The organism is Streptomyces sp. R818 (genome assembly GCF_056172735.1).
Genome location: NZ_JAOCNE010000006.1, coordinates 1016111 through 1031098 on the forward strand (window position 1 = coordinate 1016111; position 14988 = coordinate 1031098).

Here is a 14988-nt window from a genome sequence, read left to right on the forward strand (position 1 = left end):
ATCCGCACCGGAGTACGGGCCTACCGCCTGATCAGCGCCATGTGGATCCGCTCCACGATGGCCTACCGCGCCTCCTTCCTCATGACGGCCTTCGGCAACTTCGCCCTGAACGGCCTGGAGTTCGTCGGCATTCTGCTGATGTTCTCCCAGGTGGACCGGCTCGGCGGCTACACCCTGCCCGAGATCGCCTTCCTGTACGGGACCGCGGGCGCCGCCTTCGGCCTCGCTGACCTGCTCGCCGGCTCCCTCGGCCGGCTCGGCGACCGCGTCAGGGACGGCACCCTCGACGCGTTCCTGGTCCGGCCCGCGCCCGTGCTCGCCCAGCTCGGCGCCGACCGGTTCGCGCTGCGCCGCCTCGGCCGGATCACCCAGAGCCTCGTCGTCATGGTGGGGTCGCTGATCGTCCTGGACGTCGCCTGGACTCCGCTGAAGGCGCTCCTCGTCCCCGTCCTCGTGGTCAGCGGCGCCGGGATCTTCTCCGCCGTGTTCATGGCGGGCGCGGCCTTCCAGATCGTGGCGCAGGACGCGGCCGAGGTGCAGAACGCGGCGACGTTCGGCGGCAACGCCATGCTGTCCTACCCGCCGACCGTCTTCGGCGACAACCTGCTGCGCGGCGTCACCTTCATCCTGCCGCTCGCCTTCGTGAACTGGCTGCCCGCGCTCTACATCCTCGGCCGCCCCTACCCGCTCGACCTGCCGCGGTGGCTCGCGTTCGCGCCGCCGCTCGTCGCCGCGGCGTGCCTGGGCGCGGCCGGGCTCGCGTGGCGGGGGGCGCTGCGCGCGTACCGCAGTACCGGAAGCTGAACTCGAAGGGTGGCAGGGTGGCAGGGGTGACGGACAAGGCGTTCATCGAGGTGGACGGCGTCGAGAAGGTCTTCGACGTACGCCGCAAAGCGGGCTTCATGCGGCGCGAGCGGCGCACCGTACGGGCCGTCGACTCGCTGAGCTTCACCGTGCCGCGCGGCGAGATGGTCGGCTACATCGGGCCGAACGGGGCCGGGAAGTCGACCACGATCAAGATGCTGACCGGCATCCTGACGCCGAGCGCGGGCCGGCTGCGGGTCGCCGGCATCGACCCCTCGCGCGAGCGCAGCCGCCTCGCGCACCGCATAGGGGTCGTGTTCGGGCAGCGCACGACGCTCTGGTGGGACCTGCCGCTGATCGACTCCTACCGGCTGATGCGCCGCATGTACCGGATCCCGGACAAGCGGTACGAGGAGAACCTGGCGCGCTGCGTCGAACTCCTCGAACTGGCCGACCTGTTGGAGGTCCCCGTACGTCAGCTGTCGCTCGGGCAGCGGATGCGCGGGGACATCGCGGCGGCGCTCCTGCACGACCCCGAGGTGCTGTACCTGGACGAGCCGACCATCGGCCTCGACGTCGTCTCGAAGGTCAAAGTGCGCGGCTTCCTGCGGGACCTGAACGCGGAGAAGGGCACCACGGTGCTCCTGACCACCCACGACCTCACCGACATCGAGCAGTTGTGCCGCCGCGTCATGGTCATCGACCACGGCAGGCTCATGTACGACGGCGAGCTGGAAGGGCTGCACCAGGCGGGCGGCGGCGGCGCGGTCGAGCGGACCCTCATCGTCGACCTGGAGCGCGAACTGCCGCCGCTGGACATCGAGTTCGCTCGGGTCGTGAAGGTGGAGGGCGCCCGGCAGTGGCTGGCGTTCCCGGCGGACCGGTCGGCGGCGCCGCTCGTCGCGGCGGTCGCGGAGCGCTGCCCGCTGGTCGACCTCTCGGTGCGGGAGCCCGACATCGAGGCCGTGATCGCACGTATGTATGCCAGGGACGCTTCCGTCACGGGCCCGCGCCCGTAGGCTGAGACGTATGACGGACGAATCGCTGCCCGAGCGTTCGAACACGCCCTCTGCGTCTGATCCGCCCGATCTGCGGGCCTCCGACGCCGACCGCGAGCAGGTCGCCGAGCGGTTGCGGGACGCGCTCGCCGAGGGGCGGCTCGACATGGAGGAGTTCGGGGAGCGGCTGGAGGCGACGTACAAGGCGCGTACGTACCGCGAGCTGGAGCCGATCACCCACGATCTGCCCGGCGCCGGGGTCGCCGCCCCGGTCAGCCTCGTCAAGGAGCCGCTGCCCGAGGGCGTGGTGGACTGGTCCGCGCGGATCGGCGGCGAGGCGACCTCCACCTGGGGCGTCGGCGTCATGTCCGGTTTCCAGCGCAAGGGGCGCTGGACGGCACCGCGCCGCTTCACCGCCGTCGCCTTCTGGGGCGGCGGCGAGATCGACCTGCGCGAGGCGAACTTCGAGGCGGGCGAGATCGTCGTCAACTGCGTCGCGATCATGGGCGGGATCAATGTGATCGTGCCGCCCGGCGTCGAGGTCGTCGTCCGCGGCATCGGCATCATGGGCGGCTTCGACCACGGCCAGGAGGGGGTGCCCGGGGAGCCCGGCGCCCCGCGTGTGGTGCTGACCGGGTTCGCGTTCTGGGGCGGCGTCGGCGTGGACCGCAAGCTCACGCGAGCGGAGCAGCAGCGCCGCAAGGAGGAGCGCCGCCGCGAGAAGCTGGAGCGCAAGGCGGAGCGCCGCGAGGAGCTGGAGGCCCGCCGCGACGACCATTTCGGCGACCCCTTCGAGGGTCACCTCGACCGCCGTCACGATCTGCACGCCGACCGCATGGAGCGGCACCGCCGGCGCATCGAGGACCGTATGGACCGCCTGGACGAGCGCCGGGACCGGATGGACGAGCGCCGGGACCGCCGTCAGGAGCGGGACTGAACCCTCCGGAATCCGCCCCCGACGCCGGCGCCGCCGCGGGTCATAGCTCGGCGCCCGCCGCCCCCTTCAGTGCCGACAGATCCACCGTCTCCGCCATTCGGGCGTACCCCGCGTCGCTGGGGTGCAGGTGGTCGCCCGAGTCGTAGTGGGGGAGGAGCTTGCGCGGGTTGTAGGGGTCGCGCAGCGCCTTGTCGAAGTCGACGTAGCTGTCGAAGACCTTGCCCGCGCGGATCGAGGCGTTCACGCTCTGGCGGACGGCTTCGAGGTGCGGCTTGTACCCGCGGTGGCCCTGGAACGGCATGAGGGTCGCGCCGATGACGCGCAGCCCGCGCGCGTGGGCCTGGCGGACCAGTTCGCGGAGCCCGGTCGTGATCTCGTCGGGGTCGGTGACCTGCGGGTTGCGCTGGATGTCGTTGATCCCGAGGTCGATGACGACAACCCGCGCCCCGGCGCGGCCGAGCGCGTCGCGGCCGAAGCGGGAAAGGCCGCTCGGGTTGTTGGCGGGGCGGCCGAGCCCGTCGGCCAGGATGCGGTTGCCGCTGATGCCCTGGTTCACGACGCCGTAGCGCGGGGCACCCGGTTCGGTGCGCAGCCGGTCGGCGAGGACGTCCGGCCACCGCTTGTTGGCGCCCATCGTGGAGGTGATGCCGTCGGTGAGCGAGTCGCCGAGGACGACGACGGTGCCCTCGGCGTCGTTGCTGAGCACGTCGAGCGCGGTGACGTAACGCCAGTAGGGGCTCTGCACGGTGTACTGCGCGCCGCTCGGGTCCTCGGTGCGGTCGCCCTGGGCCACGTACGAGATCTGCCGGGCCTGCGGGTGGTAGGTGACGGGTCCGGAGGGCGTCGGCGAGTACGTGGTGACGAGCATGTCGGCGTCGCGCGGCACCCGCAGGCGCGCGGTGTCGCTGATGACCTGCTGGCCGGCCGGGATGACGACCGAGGCGCTCCCGGCGAACGTCAGCCGGCGCACCGTACCGGCCAGCGCCGTGGGGCTGTTGGGCGCGGAGGCGACGGCGAGGGAGGCGTGCGTGATGCTGAGGGGCTGCTGCCCGTACAGGTTGGAGAGGGTGATGCGGGCGCCGGTGCCGCCGACGCTGGTGTGCACGATGTTGCGGAGGGAACGGCCGAAGTACCCGGCCGTCTCCGTACCCGGTTCGGCGCCCGCGGGGGACGCGGACCAGGTGCCGACCCACGCGCCGGTGGAGGCGGGTGCGGCGGAGCCGTGCGGACGGGCGCCACCCGCCTGCACGGAGCCGTCGTCGTCGCGCAGGACGCCGGAGAAACCGACGTATATGGCGGACGAGATCACGATGACGACCGCTACGAGCGCGGCCAACAAGGCATAACCGTGACGCCTGGTCATGCGGTGTGTGTCTCCTCGAGCAGAGGGAGCCGCTGGGCTCCGGTGTGATGAACCCATGATGCGTCATGGGGCGGGCTGAGGCCGACACTGCCCCCCTCCGTCTACTCGGACGCCGGGAACTCTTCCTTTGTTCCGGGAGTAGGTCGGAAAGGGACAATGTGTGAGGGGAATGACAGAGGATGTGGAGTCGAGGATGAGCGGGACGGGCGCGGGCGAGCGGAACGGAGCCGGTGTGGGGAAAACGGGTGAACCCGGCGGCCCGGATGAATCGGCCCAGCCGGGTGAATCGGTCCAGTCCGGCGAATCATTCGAGTCTGGCGAATCAGTAAAGTCTGGCGAGTCGGTCGAGTCTGGCGAATCGTCTGAAAAGGTCATCGGGCAGTATGCCCGGCCGGCCCCCGGCCAACCCCGCGCCGCACGCCGCTTCACCGGCGAGTTCAGCCCCGCCGACGAGGAGAAGCAGCGCGGCGTGCGCCGCATGAAGCTGACGGCGACCGGGCTGTTGGTCCTGGTCGCGCTCGTCTACGTACTGGCGACGTGGGCCGAGCACTCAGGCGCGGGCGCCTGGGCCGGTTACGTCGCGGCGGCGGCCGAGGCCGGTATGGTCGGCGCCCTCGCCGACTGGTTCGCCGTCACCGCCCTCTTCCGTCACCCCCTCGGCCTGCCCATCCCGCACACCGCGATCATCCCGACCAAGAAGGACCAGCTAGGCGTCTCCCTCGGCGAGTTCGTCGGCGAGAACTTCCTCTCCGGCGACGTCGTACGGGACCGCCTGCGCGCCGTCGGTATCGGCTCCCGGCTCGGCACCTGGCTGGCCGAACCCGCCCACGCCGACCGGGTGACGGCCGAACTGGCGACGGCGCTGCGCGGCGCCCTCACCGTCCTGCGCGACTCCGACGTCCAGGCGGTCGTCGGCGAGGCCATCACGCGCCGCGCCGACAACGCGGAGATCGCGCCCGGCATCGGCAAGATGCTGGAGAAGGTCGTCGCCGACGGCGGCCACAAGCGCGTCGTCGACCTCGTGTGCGCCCGCGCCCACGACTGGCTGGTCCTGCACTCCGACTCCGTCATGGACGCGGTGCAGGGCGGCGCCCCCGGCTGGACCCCCCGCTTCGTCGACAAGCGCGTGGGCGAACGCGTGTACAAGGAACTGCTCCGCTTCGTCACCGAGATGCGGGACATGCCCGAGCACCCGGCGCGCGGCGCCGTCGACCGCTTCCTGCGGGACTTCGCGGGCGACCTCCAGTCCGACACCGACACCCGGGCCCGCGTCGAGCGCCTGAAGTCCGAAGTCATCGGCCGCTCCGAGGTGCAGGACCTGATCGCCTCGACCTGGTCCGCGGTCCGCTCGATGATCGTGGCCGCCGCGGAGGACGAGCGCAGCGAACTGCGGATGCGCGTACGGGCGTCGCTGCTCTCACTCGGACAGCGCATGGCGACCGACCCGAAGGTGCAGGCGAAGGTCGACGGCTGGGTGGAGGGCGCGGCGGTCTACGTCGTGACGACGTACCGCGCCGAGATCACGTCCCTGATCACGGACACCGTCGCGGGCTGGGACGCGGAGCACACCTCCCGCAAGATCGAGGCCCATATCGGCCGCGACCTGCAGTTCATCCGGATCAACGGCACGGTGGTGGGGTCGTTGGCGGGGCTGCTCATCTATACGGTCTCGCGGGCGTTCGGGGCATGACCCACCACTCGGCCCTTCCGGCAAACACAAACAAGCCCTTCCGGCAGACACAAACAAGCCCCTCCGGCGAGCACAAACAAGCCCCTCCGGCGATTGAGGAGCGGGGTCCGGGGCGGAGCCCCGTGTCAGTGACCGTGATGCCGCCGCGCTTACGGGGCACAGGTACGTGGTCAGTTCCCCTCAACGAGGAGGGCGTACATGTCCCTGGAGCACCAGAAGCACAGCCCGCTAGCCCCCGGCACGACCCGCACAGCGGTACCCGCCCGCCTGGACCGCCTCCCCTGGTCCCGCTGGCACTGGACGATCGTCATCGGCCTCGGCACCGTCTGGATCCTGGACGGCCTCGAAGTCACGGTCGTCGGCAACATCGCGGGCCGCCTCTCCGAGTCCGGCAGCGGCCTGCCGATCTCGTCGGCGCAGGTCACCGGTGTCGCCGCCGCCCTGTACGTGGCGGGCGCCTGCACCGGCGCCCTCTTCTTCGGCTGGCTGACCGACCGCTTCGGCCGCAAGAAACTCTTCCTCCTCACCCTCGCGGTCTACCTCGCGGCGACGGCCCTCACCGCCATCTCCTTCTCCACCTGGTGGTTCTTCCTCTTCCGCTTCCTGACGGGCTTCGGCATCGGCGGCGAGTACGCGGCCATCAACTCCGCGATCGACGAACTCATCCCGTCCCGCTTCCGGGGCCGCGTCGACCTGATCATCAACGGCAGCTTCTGGCTCGGCGCGATCGGCGGCTCGCTCCTCTCGATCGTCGCGCTCGACACGGACCTGTTCCCCGCGAACGTCGGCTGGCGCCTCACCTTCGGCCTCGGCGTCGTCCTCGGCCTGGTGATCCTCCTCGTACGGCGGAACGTGCCCGAGTCCCCGCGCTGGCTGTTCATCCACGGCAGGGGAGAGGAGGCGGAATCGCTCGTCTCGGAAGTCGAGGAGAAGGTGCGCGCGGAACGCGGCGGCAAGGAACTCCCGCCCGCCGAGGGCGAGATCACCATCCGCCAGCGCAAGAGCATCGGCTTCGGCGAGATCGCCCGTACGGTCTTCACCAAGTACCCGCGCCGCGCGACGCTCGGCCTCGCCCTCTTCATCGGACAGGCGTTCCTCTACAACGCGGTGACCTTCGGTTTCGGCGCGATCCTTACCACGTTCTTCGATGTGCCGACCGGCTCGACCGGCTACTACTTCGCGGTCATCGCCGCCGGTAACTTCATGGGCCCGCTGCTGCTCGGCAAGCTTTTCGACACGGTCGGCCGCCGCATCATGATCTCGTCGACGTATCTGCTCTCCGGGGTGCTGCTGTTCGGCACGGCCTGGCTGTTCGACCGCGGCTCGCTCACCGCGACGACGCTGACCGCCTGCTGGTGCGTGGTCCTCTTCTTCGCCTCGGCGGGCGCCTCCAGCGCGTACCTCACGGTCTCGGAGATCTTCCCCATGGAGACCCGCGCGATGGCCATCGCCTTCTTCTACGCGGTCGGCACCGCGGCCGGCGGCATCAGCGGCCCGCTGGTCTTCGCCGACCTCACCGAGAGCGGAAAGGTCGGCGACACGGTCCTCGCCTTCCAGATCGGCGCCGGGCTGATGTGCCTGGCGGGCCTGGTGGCGGTGTTCTTCGCGGTGCGGGCGGAGAACCGCTCCCTGGAGGACATCGCGCGCCCGCTGTCGGCGGTGTGACGTGAGGTGGGGGCCACCATTTCCGGACGGCGGCGGGTGTGTCGCCGGGGGCGTACGGGGCGGCGTTCCGGGGACGATGAACCGCATGACTGAGATGAACGACGAGCCGGTGAACGAAGCGCCGATGAACGGGGCCTCCATGGACGAAGCGCCGATGAACGAGGCGCGCAGGGCCGTGCCGAACGTGGCCGTGGACGGCGAGGAGTCCCTCGCGGCGAACCGGGCCTTCTACGGCGCGCTCGGCTTCGAGGAGGTCATGGACATCGGCTGGGTGATGACGATGGCGTCCCCCACCCAGCCGACGGCCCAGATCAACTTCATCGAACAGGGCGGCCCGGCGCTCGTCGTGCCCGACATGAGCGTGGAGGTCGGCGACGTCGACGCGGCGTACGCGGCGATGGTCGCGGCGGGCGCCGAGATCGTCCGCGAGCTGCAGACCGAGACGTGGGGCGTCCGCCGCTTCTTCGTCCGGGACCCGCAGGGGAAGGTGGTGAACGTACTGGCGCACGCGCCGGTGGCGGGGTGAGGGGTCGCCGGGCTCGGAGTGTGCGGGTGGGCCGGCGCGGCCCGAGGGGGTACCGGGGCGCTCCGGCTCAGGCGCCCCGGCGGTCCACGAGCACGTACGACGCGGCGGCCACGGCCCCGGCGACCCCGAGGACGGCCGGCCAGGCCCCGACCTTCTTGGCCAGCGGGTGCGACCCGGCGAACGCGGCGACGTACGCCCCGGTCAGCGCCCCCGCGACCGGCCCGCCCGCGGTCCGCTTCCACTGCGTGGCGGCGGCGGCCCCGGCGGCGGCGAGCACGACGCCGCCCAGCGGCCGCTTCTTGGTGAACCGGGCGGTGGCGTACCCCCCGACGAGACCGGCGGCGGCGATCGGGGCGGTGGGAAGGCGGCGGGCCATGGAATTCTCCTGCGCTGGGTGAGGCCGGACGTTGCGGAGCTGCTGTTCCGCCCGTGAGGCTACGCCGGGGTCACCGGGGGCGGAGATGTGGGGGTTCATCACGGATCGGCCCGGCGCCCGTACGGCGCTGTAGGAGATCTGTCGGCACGGCAACCGAACTGTCGCCGATATGTCGGAGCCCCGGCCGAAGGTGAAGGCACCCGGCCTTCCCGGGCCATCCGACAACTTACGGAGCCCGATGCCCCGACGCCCTTCCGCCCCCGCAACCACGCCCCGCACCCATGACCGGGACAGGAACAGGAACAGGAACAGGGACTGGGACTGGGACGCCGAAGCCCCGCCACCCCTGCACCCGGACCATTCCATCCTCGTCACGGGCGGCAACGTGGGCATCGGCTACTTCGTGGCGGAACAACTGGCGGCGACGGGCGCGCTCGTCGTCCTCGGCAGCAGGGACGCCCGCAAGGCGGAGACGGCGATGACCGCGATCCGGGCCCGCGTCCCGGCGGCGAGGCTGCGCCACATCCCCCTGGACCTGGCCGACCTGACGTCCCTGCAGTCGGCGCCGCGGGACCTGGCGGACCTGGGCCTCGACCACCTCGACGTGCTGATCGCGAACGCGGGCGTCGCCCTGGACGACCCGCCCCGCCGCGAGACGCCCAACGGTCACGAACTCATGCTCGCCACCAACCACCTTGGCCACTTCGCCCTCACCCACTGGCTGGCCCCGCTCCTGACGGCGGCCCCGGCCGCGCGCGTGGTGACGGTCGGCAGCTTCGCCGCCCGCTCCGAACGGCTGGACCTGACCGACCTCCAGTCGACGCGCGACTACCGCCCCAAGCGCACGTACGGCCGCTCGAAGCTGGCCCAGATGTCGTTCGCCTTCGAACTCGACCGCCGCCTGCGCGCGGCGGCCGGCCCCGTCCGCAGCCTGGTGGCACACCCGGGCGGCGCGCTGGACGCGCTGACCCCGTCCCGCCCGCAGATTCATGCTGTGACGGGGGCGGCCCGCCTACGCGCACTACCGGCGGCGGCGGTGGTCCAGGGCAAGGACCACGGCGCGTGGCCGATCGTCCGCGCGGCCCTGGACCCGGCGGCGGAGGGCGGCCAGCTGTGGGGCCCGCGCACGTTCGGCCTGCGCGGCGCACCGGTCCTGGAGCAGCCCAAGCCCCACATGACGGACCCGGAGACGGCGGCCCGCCTCTGGGAGGCGAGCCTGACCCTCGTCCGCGCCTCTCTGACCGGGGCTCAGCCGAACATGCCCGGCTGGTAGTCCCCGGCGGGCTGCTGAACGATGACGTTGAGCCGGTTGTAGGTGTTGATGAGCGCGATCAGCGAGACGAGGGCGACGAGCTGGTCCTCGTCGTAGAACTTGGCAGCGTTCGCCCAGGCCTCGTCACTCACACCACCGGCCGCGTCGGCCAGCCGCGTCCCCTGCTCGGCGAGCTCAAGCGCGGCACGCTCGGCCTCGGTGAAGACGGTGGCCTCGCGCCAGACGGCAACAAGATGGAGCCGCTGCGCGGTCTCCCCGGCGTGGGCGGCATCCTTGGTGTGCATGTCGGTGCAGAACCCACACCCGTTGATCTGGCTGGCCCGGATCTTCACGAGCTCCTGCGTGGCGTGCGGCACCCCGGCGTCGGCAACGACCTTCCCGGCGCTGTTGATGTGCCGCATGACCTTACCCGCGAGCGCGTTCCCGAAGAGGTTGAGACGAGCTTCCATGGTGATCTCTCCCTGAGCTGTTCCGTTTGGCTACACCTGGTTGACGGAACGGCTCGGAAAAGTGTGACGAGACGAGGGCTGTGACCTGAGTCACGCAGGCTGGAGGCGCGCTGGAGGGGCGGCCACCTGCGTCGATCCGACGGGCTCATGCCCCTCCCGCCTGCACTCCTGCGACCGGCAGACCCCCGTCTCCTGCCCCCACGGCAACGGGTCCCGGCACACCGGACACTCGAACACCCGCCGCCAGGCCCGCTTCCGCGCGGGACGCTTACGCGTGAGCCGATCCCGCACAAGCCGCACGACCGAGTACACCTTCCCGGGCAGTCCGGCGGAGACGGCATCGATCACCTCGGCGGCGGACGCCCCACGCTCCAGCCACACCCTGACCTCGGGCACGAGCTCCCGCACCCCACGCTCGTTCAACGCCAGCCGCGAATCGACGACGCCGAGCCGCCGCAGAATACGGGCGCTTTCGACGTCGTGCGGATCAGCGGAGACGGCCGGGTCCTGCGGCGCCTGCGCGGGAGGGAGGGGAGGGTTCTTCCCCCCGTGGTCATAAGGGTCATTGTCCCCGCCAGGGGAAAACGCGCCCGCTTCCCCGGTTCCCACCCGCCCGGGAACCGGCTGACTGCCAACCGGCTCTCCGGCAACCGTCACGGACCCCGCCCCGGGCACCTCGTACACGTCGACGCTGGACGAAATCCGCCGAGTAAGAGGCTCCCGCTCAGTACGGGTCACCCAATACCCCAGCTCCCGCAGCTCCTTGACGGCTTTGGACACGGCAAGCCGCCCCTGGGGAAACATGTCGCTAAGGGTCCGAACATTGACCCGCGCCCCACTGGGCAGCGACAGCACGTAGACGAGGATGCCGCGCGCAGTATGGGACAAGCGGGGATCGCGAAGGGCTTTGTTGTCGATGACGGTGAAGCCGCGCTCATGGCGAGGCATACGATGAATCTGCATGGGAGTTGCTCTCTCCTGTGCCGGGCCCCCGGAGGCTGCAACCTCGCGGGGGTCACCTGTGTGTAAAGCTCTGTACGCGGAGAGTGACACACGGGTGCCGAACCGAGCAAACTCTGGCCAAGGCCAGCAAGGACACCTCACGCAACCAGAGTTGCTTCTCGCCATGCCTCACGAGACCCGCACTCGCCCCACTACAGGGAGCGGCGCCGCACGCCGAAGGGGCTTCTAGACCCAACCGACACGCGCCCTTTCCCCGACGAATCCTCAGCCCACGAACGCCAGCCCCCACCGTCCGAATGGCCAACGACGAAAGGGCGGCAGGGCACAGCAGCCCCCACCGCCCTCAGCCACGCAATCGAAGAAAAACCCACCATCCCGCACCCGACTTGAACCTCCGCAACCACCCCACCGGCGCGAGCGCCGGACCCAAACCCCCACCGACCCCACGACCGGCGACGAACTCGCACCAGGGCACCCGTCTAGCCGTAGTGCTTCCGATGGGAGCAACTGGGAACTTAGCCGAGCGTTTTGTCGGTCCAGTCCCGGTACGACGCGGAGGCCTCGGCAAACGTGACGGCGTTCAACTCCGGCCGCTCCCAGGGATGGTGCTCCAGGACGAAAGCCTCCAGCGCCTGGTATTTGTCCGCGCGGGTCTTGAGCAGGATGCGGTACTCCTCTCCCGTGCCGAATTCCCCGTCGTGCCAGAAAGCGGAAACCACGGGCCCGATGACCTGTGCACCAGCGGCCAAGCGCGCTCTCACGACAGCCTCAACGAGCTGGACCGCTTCTTGCCTGGTGGCGGTGGCAGTAGCAACTTGCAGGTAGGTGGTCATGAGCGGAACCCTAGGCGCGGGTTCGCGTGCAGGCGAGATGTCCACATTGGCGCCGGTGCCAGGCCCACAGATACGAACGTCAGGGCAACTCGTACTCCCTGTGCGGGACTGCGCGAGCCCACACCGCCTCGAACGCAGAGGCGCACAGGCTGACCAGTGCCGCATCGGTCGTACGCTCCTCATCGCCCTCCGGTGACAGTTCACCGTCACCGCTGAAGTGGAGGAAGACGACAAGCCGGTCGTCGAACACCCAGAAGTCGTTCCCGGGCAACGCGAGACCGGACGCCTCCCGCCGTGGCAGCCACCGCACCTCCTCACCGGCCCGCACATTGGCATCCGTGACGTGATGCTCGAACCGAATGTAGTCCGACTCCGGCACCGAGCAGATCCGAGCACGCCGCACCTGCACACCGCGCCCGGTGACCTCAGCCATCAGCCTCAACCACGTACGCACGGACGGATCGTTGTCCTCGGCCCGGTTCCGCTCACCGGCCTGCCAGGCCTGGTAGCTCGGGTCGGACTTCATGTACGCGTCCCGCATCTCAAGGTGCACCGCGGACCGCTCGGCCAGCCGTAAGAGATCACTGAACGTCGGCTCCGCCGCCACCGCTGACCTCCGGGAAGAAATTGACCATGTACTTCGGAACCTCGTCGACGGTCCCCGGACCAGTCGCCCGAGCCGCTTCTCCTTGCGGCAGCATCAGCTTGCGTGCGTCGGTCGCGGTGGCACATCAGACTTCTATGAACTTGCACCAATCCGGAGACCCCGCGACGAAGCGGGACCATGCCGACGCGGATACCTCGACCCGTGGGCCGTCGGCGCCCCGTTTGGAGTCTCGTACGAGGATTCCATCCGAAGTGCGTGCGGCCTCCACGCACTCTGTTCCGCTGCCGCCGCTGTACGAAGACGTGAACCAGTGAGGCTCCTGCGGCGCGGCCATCAACTCTCCCTGTTTATACGGCGGATGAGCGCTGCCGAGGCATCGGGCCCGAGGGCTTGGGCGCTCAGGTACTGAAACGCCAACCTATAGCGTTCGAGTTCCTTGGGCTTCTCCATGAAGAGCCCGCCGCCCAGAACATCCACGTACACGACGTCGAGCTCAGGTGCGGGCCCGCCCAGGATCACGAAGCTGCCAACGGCTGCGGCGTGCGCGCCGGTCGCGAACGGCAGAACCTGCACCGTGATCTGTTGCCGCTCGGCGGACTCCACGAGGTGTCGCAACTGCTCGCGCATGACCTCAGGGCCCCCGACGAGGCGACGCAGCGCGGCTTCATCGATCACGACCCACAAGTGCGGCGGATCCGCGCGCTGCAACAACTCCTGACGCTTCATGCGGATGTCCACCATGTGCTGCACTTCCTGCTCCGTGCACCGCATCTCCGAAGCACGGTGGACGGCTTCGGAGTAGGCGCGGGTCTGCAAGAGTCCAGGGACGTACATGGAGGCGTAGTGGTCCTCACGGACCGCTTCGTCCTCCAGCGTGAGCATGAGGTTCATCGACTCGGGGATGGGGTCGGCCAGCGAGCGCCACCAGCCCTGAATCCTGGCCCCCTTGGCGAGGTCGACCAGGGCGGCGCGTTCCTCCTCTGTTGCGCCGTACTCACGACACAGAGCGTCCACAGCGGGCCACTTGACCGTTCCTTCCTTGGTCTCGTATCGGCTCAGTGTCGCTTTCGAGATTCCAACGCGGGCGCCTGCTTCTTCGAGGGTGAGGTCCGAACGCTCACGGAGACGCCGCAGGTCGGCGCCCAACTGACGTCTGCGGGTGGTGGGTCCGACTGTCATGTTCGGTGGCCTTTCTCGTTACTCCGACTGATCGTGCTGCCTGTCTCACGAGAGCGGCAAGGTGGCGTGCGCCGGGGGCGCGCGCCACTTGGATGCGCTTCCGCGAGGAGCAAGTGAGAGTTCCATTTTGGAAGTTTCACTGTAACTCTGGGGAGCGTAAAGGTCGCTCTGTGTGGCCAAGGCGTCCGGCGGAGGGGTACAGCTATGAACGAGAGCACGGCATGCATGGTCAGGAATCCTTGGGGTGTGGACTTCACAGCAGAGCCTCGCGAAGTTGCCGCTTTGCGTCGAATCGTGCGACTGCATCTCCAGAGCTGGGGACTGCACGAGGCGGTCGAGGCCGCGCAGGTGTGTGTGAGTGAACTCGTTGCCAACGTCGTGGCGCACGTGGGGGTCGGCACCCCGACCACCCTCACGCTCTCCTTGCGAGGCACTTATCTACGCATTGAGGTGCGGGACCCGGACGCGCGCGCCTTGCCGACGTTGCTGTCCGCTTCGGTGGACTCGGAGTCGGGGCGAGGCGTGGCCTTGGTCGACGCGACTGCGGATCGCTGGGGAGTTCAGCCGGGCGCCGATAGCAAGATTGTCTGGTGTGAGCTGGCCACCAGGCTGGTATCTGCGGACGGGCATCAAGGTGATGTGCGCGTGGAACGCGCCGAGGCTCTGCTCTCGACGTACGACGCGGCACGGCTCCCCCTCCCGGGCGCCGAAAGGTCAGGGGGTATGTCAGGTGGTGCAGCGACAGCGGTCGCCCTTGAGGCCATGGCCGACGTCCTTCACTGGCTTCGAGCGCACGGTTGTGACCCGGAAGTGGCGCTGGAGCGGGTGCAAGAGCGATTCGAGCTGACCTCGCGGGAGTGCGCGTGATGGGTGAGAGGGGGGCGGCCGATGCGCAGCCGGGACGAACCGATGTGCTGATGCGCGCCATCGTGCGCAGGGCGGTCGCTGATCTGCAGGAGGTCATGGCGGTCGAAGTTCATCTCTTGGGCGACGCGTACGAGCCGAAGGCGCTTCTTGTCACGGTTCCTGTCCATGACGCCCTCTCCATGTGCTCTGCACCGATCGGCTGGGAAGCCCTGAGTATGGTGCACGAAATGGATGTACTGAGCGCAATCGGACATGTGTCGATGCTGGTTGAGACGCGCGCGGCGCAACTCAGAGTCGAGGTTGCGGACTTCGCATGGGCTCGGGTCGCGTCCGAACTTTCCAAGGTGCGTGAACTGCTGCAACATTTGGAACGTGGAGGTCCGGAAGCCTGAAGTGCGCCTCATTGGCGCCGAGTTCGGCCTCTACCTACCGGCTGTCTTCAGTGCTCCAGCCGTAAA

General features: G+C 69.5%; 17 protein-coding genes. 9 read left to right on the plus strand and 8 right to left on the minus strand.

The window, feature by feature from the left end:
• The first annotated feature begins 39 nt into the window (after nucleotides 1-39).
• From N5I75_RS21045 to N5I75_RS21055, 3 genes are read left to right on the plus strand one after another with little or no spacing between them, the layout of a single operon-like run.
• Nucleotides 40-804: an ABC transporter permease gene (locus tag N5I75_RS21045; protein ID WP_476679567.1), complete on the plus strand. Its 765-nt coding sequence runs from the start codon at nucleotides 40-42 to the stop codon at nucleotides 802-804.
• A gap of 26 nt (nucleotides 805-830) precedes the next feature.
• The gene (locus N5I75_RS21050) at nucleotides 831-1823 is read left to right on the plus strand and encodes an ABC transporter ATP-binding protein (protein ID WP_476679568.1); all 993 of its coding nucleotides are present in this window, start codon (nucleotides 831-833) and stop codon (nucleotides 1821-1823) included.
• Nucleotides 1824-1833: 10 nt separating this feature from the next.
• Nucleotides 1834-2739, plus strand: a complete 906-nt coding sequence (locus N5I75_RS21055; protein WP_476679427.1) for a DUF1707 SHOCT-like domain-containing protein — start codon at nucleotides 1834-1836, stop codon at nucleotides 2737-2739.
• A gap of 40 nt (nucleotides 2740-2779) precedes the next feature.
• Here N5I75_RS21055 and N5I75_RS21060 read toward each other — a convergent pair whose 3' ends face one another.
• Nucleotides 2780-4102 carry an SGNH/GDSL hydrolase family protein gene (locus N5I75_RS21060; protein WP_476679428.1) on the minus strand — a complete coding sequence of 441 codons (1323 nt, stop codon included), beginning with the start codon at nucleotides 4100-4102 and terminating at the stop codon, nucleotides 2780-2782.
• A gap of 478 nt (nucleotides 4103-4580) precedes the next feature.
• Between N5I75_RS21060 and N5I75_RS21065 the strand changes: the two genes are divergently transcribed.
• From N5I75_RS21065 to N5I75_RS21075, 3 genes are all read left to right on the plus strand, one after another.
• Nucleotides 4581-5792, plus strand: coding sequence for a DUF445 domain-containing protein (locus N5I75_RS21065; RefSeq protein WP_476679569.1), 1212 nt, complete (start codon nucleotides 4581-4583; stop codon nucleotides 5790-5792).
• A gap of 198 nt (nucleotides 5793-5990) precedes the next feature.
• Nucleotides 5991-7457, plus strand: a complete 1467-nt coding sequence (locus tag N5I75_RS21070) for an MFS transporter (protein ID WP_476679429.1) — start codon at nucleotides 5991-5993, stop codon at nucleotides 7455-7457.
• Nucleotides 7458-7611: 154 nt separating this feature from the next.
• Nucleotides 7612-7983, plus strand: coding sequence for a VOC family protein (locus N5I75_RS21075; RefSeq protein WP_476679570.1), 372 nt, complete (start codon nucleotides 7612-7614; stop codon nucleotides 7981-7983).
• Nucleotides 7984-8050: 67 nt separating this feature from the next.
• Here the strand turns inward: N5I75_RS21075 and N5I75_RS21080 are convergent, their stop codons facing one another.
• Nucleotides 8051-8359: a hypothetical protein gene (locus N5I75_RS21080; RefSeq protein ID WP_476679430.1), complete on the minus strand. Its 309-nt coding sequence runs from the start codon at nucleotides 8357-8359 to the stop codon at nucleotides 8051-8053.
• A gap of 238 nt (nucleotides 8360-8597) precedes the next feature.
• Here N5I75_RS21080 and N5I75_RS21085 point away from each other — a divergent pair, with 238 nt between their 5' ends.
• A complete protein-coding gene (locus N5I75_RS21085; protein ID WP_476679431.1) occupies nucleotides 8598-9632 on the plus strand; it encodes an SDR family NAD(P)-dependent oxidoreductase in 1035 nt (344 codons plus the stop codon).
• Here the strand turns inward: N5I75_RS21085 and N5I75_RS21090 are convergent.
• The 6 genes from N5I75_RS21090 to N5I75_RS21115 form a co-directional block, all read right to left on the minus strand.
• The gene (locus N5I75_RS21090; RefSeq protein ID WP_476679432.1) at nucleotides 9608-10081 is read right to left on the minus strand and encodes a carboxymuconolactone decarboxylase family protein; all 474 of its coding nucleotides are present in this window, start codon (nucleotides 10079-10081) and stop codon (nucleotides 9608-9610) included. The two genes, N5I75_RS21085 and N5I75_RS21090, sit on opposite strands and share 25 nt — an antisense overlap.
• Before the next feature lie 90 nt (nucleotides 10082-10171).
• The gene (locus tag N5I75_RS21095; protein ID WP_476679433.1) at nucleotides 10172-11044 is read right to left on the minus strand and encodes a hypothetical protein; all 873 of its coding nucleotides are present in this window, start codon (nucleotides 11042-11044) and stop codon (nucleotides 10172-10174) included.
• Between the two features lie 515 nt (nucleotides 11045-11559).
• A complete protein-coding gene (gene cutA / locus N5I75_RS21100) occupies nucleotides 11560-11877 on the minus strand; it encodes a divalent-cation tolerance protein CutA (protein WP_476679434.1) in 318 nt (105 codons plus the stop codon).
• Nucleotides 11878-11956: 79 nt separating this feature from the next.
• On the minus strand, nucleotides 11957-12484 hold the full coding sequence (locus N5I75_RS21105; RefSeq protein ID WP_476679435.1) for a DUF6879 family protein: 528 nt from the start codon (nucleotides 12482-12484) through the stop codon (nucleotides 11957-11959).
• A gap of 124 nt (nucleotides 12485-12608) precedes the next feature.
• Nucleotides 12609-12818: a DUF397 domain-containing protein gene (locus tag N5I75_RS21110; protein ID WP_476679436.1), complete on the minus strand. Its 210-nt coding sequence runs from the start codon at nucleotides 12816-12818 to the stop codon at nucleotides 12609-12611.
• Complete coding sequence (locus N5I75_RS21115) at nucleotides 12818-13663, minus strand: helix-turn-helix domain-containing protein (protein ID WP_476679437.1); 846 nt, start codon at nucleotides 13661-13663, stop codon at nucleotides 12818-12820. The genes N5I75_RS21110 and N5I75_RS21115 overlap by 1 nt, the downstream gene beginning before the upstream one ends.
• A gap of 204 nt (nucleotides 13664-13867) precedes the next feature.
• Between N5I75_RS21115 and N5I75_RS21120 the strand changes: the two genes are divergently transcribed.
• Complete coding sequence (locus N5I75_RS21120; protein WP_476679438.1) at nucleotides 13868-14530, plus strand: ATP-binding protein; 663 nt, start codon at nucleotides 13868-13870, stop codon at nucleotides 14528-14530.
• Nucleotides 14527-14922: a hypothetical protein gene (locus tag N5I75_RS21125; RefSeq protein ID WP_476679439.1), complete on the plus strand. Its 396-nt coding sequence runs from the start codon at nucleotides 14527-14529 to the stop codon at nucleotides 14920-14922. Before N5I75_RS21120 ends, N5I75_RS21125 begins: the two co-directional genes overlap by 4 nt.
• Nucleotides 14923-14988 lie beyond the last annotated feature (66 nt).

Coding starts and splice junctions, on each gene's coding strand:
- N5I75_RS21045 (WP_476679567.1), top strand. CDS start 40: ATGTGGATCCGCTCCACGATGGCCTACCGCGCCTCCTTCCTCATGACG.
- N5I75_RS21055 (WP_476679427.1), top strand. CDS start 1,834: ATGACGGACGAATCGCTGCCCGAGCGTTCGAACACGCCCTCTGCGTCT.
- N5I75_RS21060 (WP_476679428.1), bottom strand. CDS start 4,102: ATGACCAGGCGTCACGGTTATGCCTTGTTGGCCGCGCTCGTAGCGGTC.
- N5I75_RS21065 (WP_476679569.1), top strand. CDS start 4,581: ATGAAGCTGACGGCGACCGGGCTGTTGGTCCTGGTCGCGCTCGTCTAC.
- N5I75_RS21070 (WP_476679429.1), top strand. CDS start 5,991: ATGTCCCTGGAGCACCAGAAGCACAGCCCGCTAGCCCCCGGCACGACC.
- N5I75_RS21075 (WP_476679570.1), top strand. CDS start 7,612: ATGAACGAGGCGCGCAGGGCCGTGCCGAACGTGGCCGTGGACGGCGAG.
- N5I75_RS21080 (WP_476679430.1), bottom strand. CDS start 8,359: ATGGCCCGCCGCCTTCCCACCGCCCCGATCGCCGCCGCCGGTCTCGTC.
- N5I75_RS21085 (WP_476679431.1), top strand. CDS start 8,598: ATGCCCCGACGCCCTTCCGCCCCCGCAACCACGCCCCGCACCCATGAC.
- N5I75_RS21090 (WP_476679432.1), bottom strand. CDS start 10,081: ATGGAAGCTCGTCTCAACCTCTTCGGGAACGCGCTCGCGGGTAAGGTC.
- N5I75_RS21095 (WP_476679433.1), bottom strand. CDS start 11,044: ATGCAGATTCATCGTATGCCTCGCCATGAGCGCGGCTTCACCGTCATC.
- cutA (WP_476679434.1), bottom strand. CDS start 11,877: ATGACCACCTACCTGCAAGTTGCTACTGCCACCGCCACCAGGCAAGAA.
- N5I75_RS21110 (WP_476679436.1), bottom strand. CDS start 12,818: ATGGCCGCGCCGCAGGAGCCTCACTGGTTCACGTCTTCGTACAGCGGC.
- N5I75_RS21115 (WP_476679437.1), bottom strand. CDS start 13,663: ATGACAGTCGGACCCACCACCCGCAGACGTCAGTTGGGCGCCGACCTG.
- N5I75_RS21120 (WP_476679438.1), top strand. CDS start 13,868: ATGAACGAGAGCACGGCATGCATGGTCAGGAATCCTTGGGGTGTGGAC.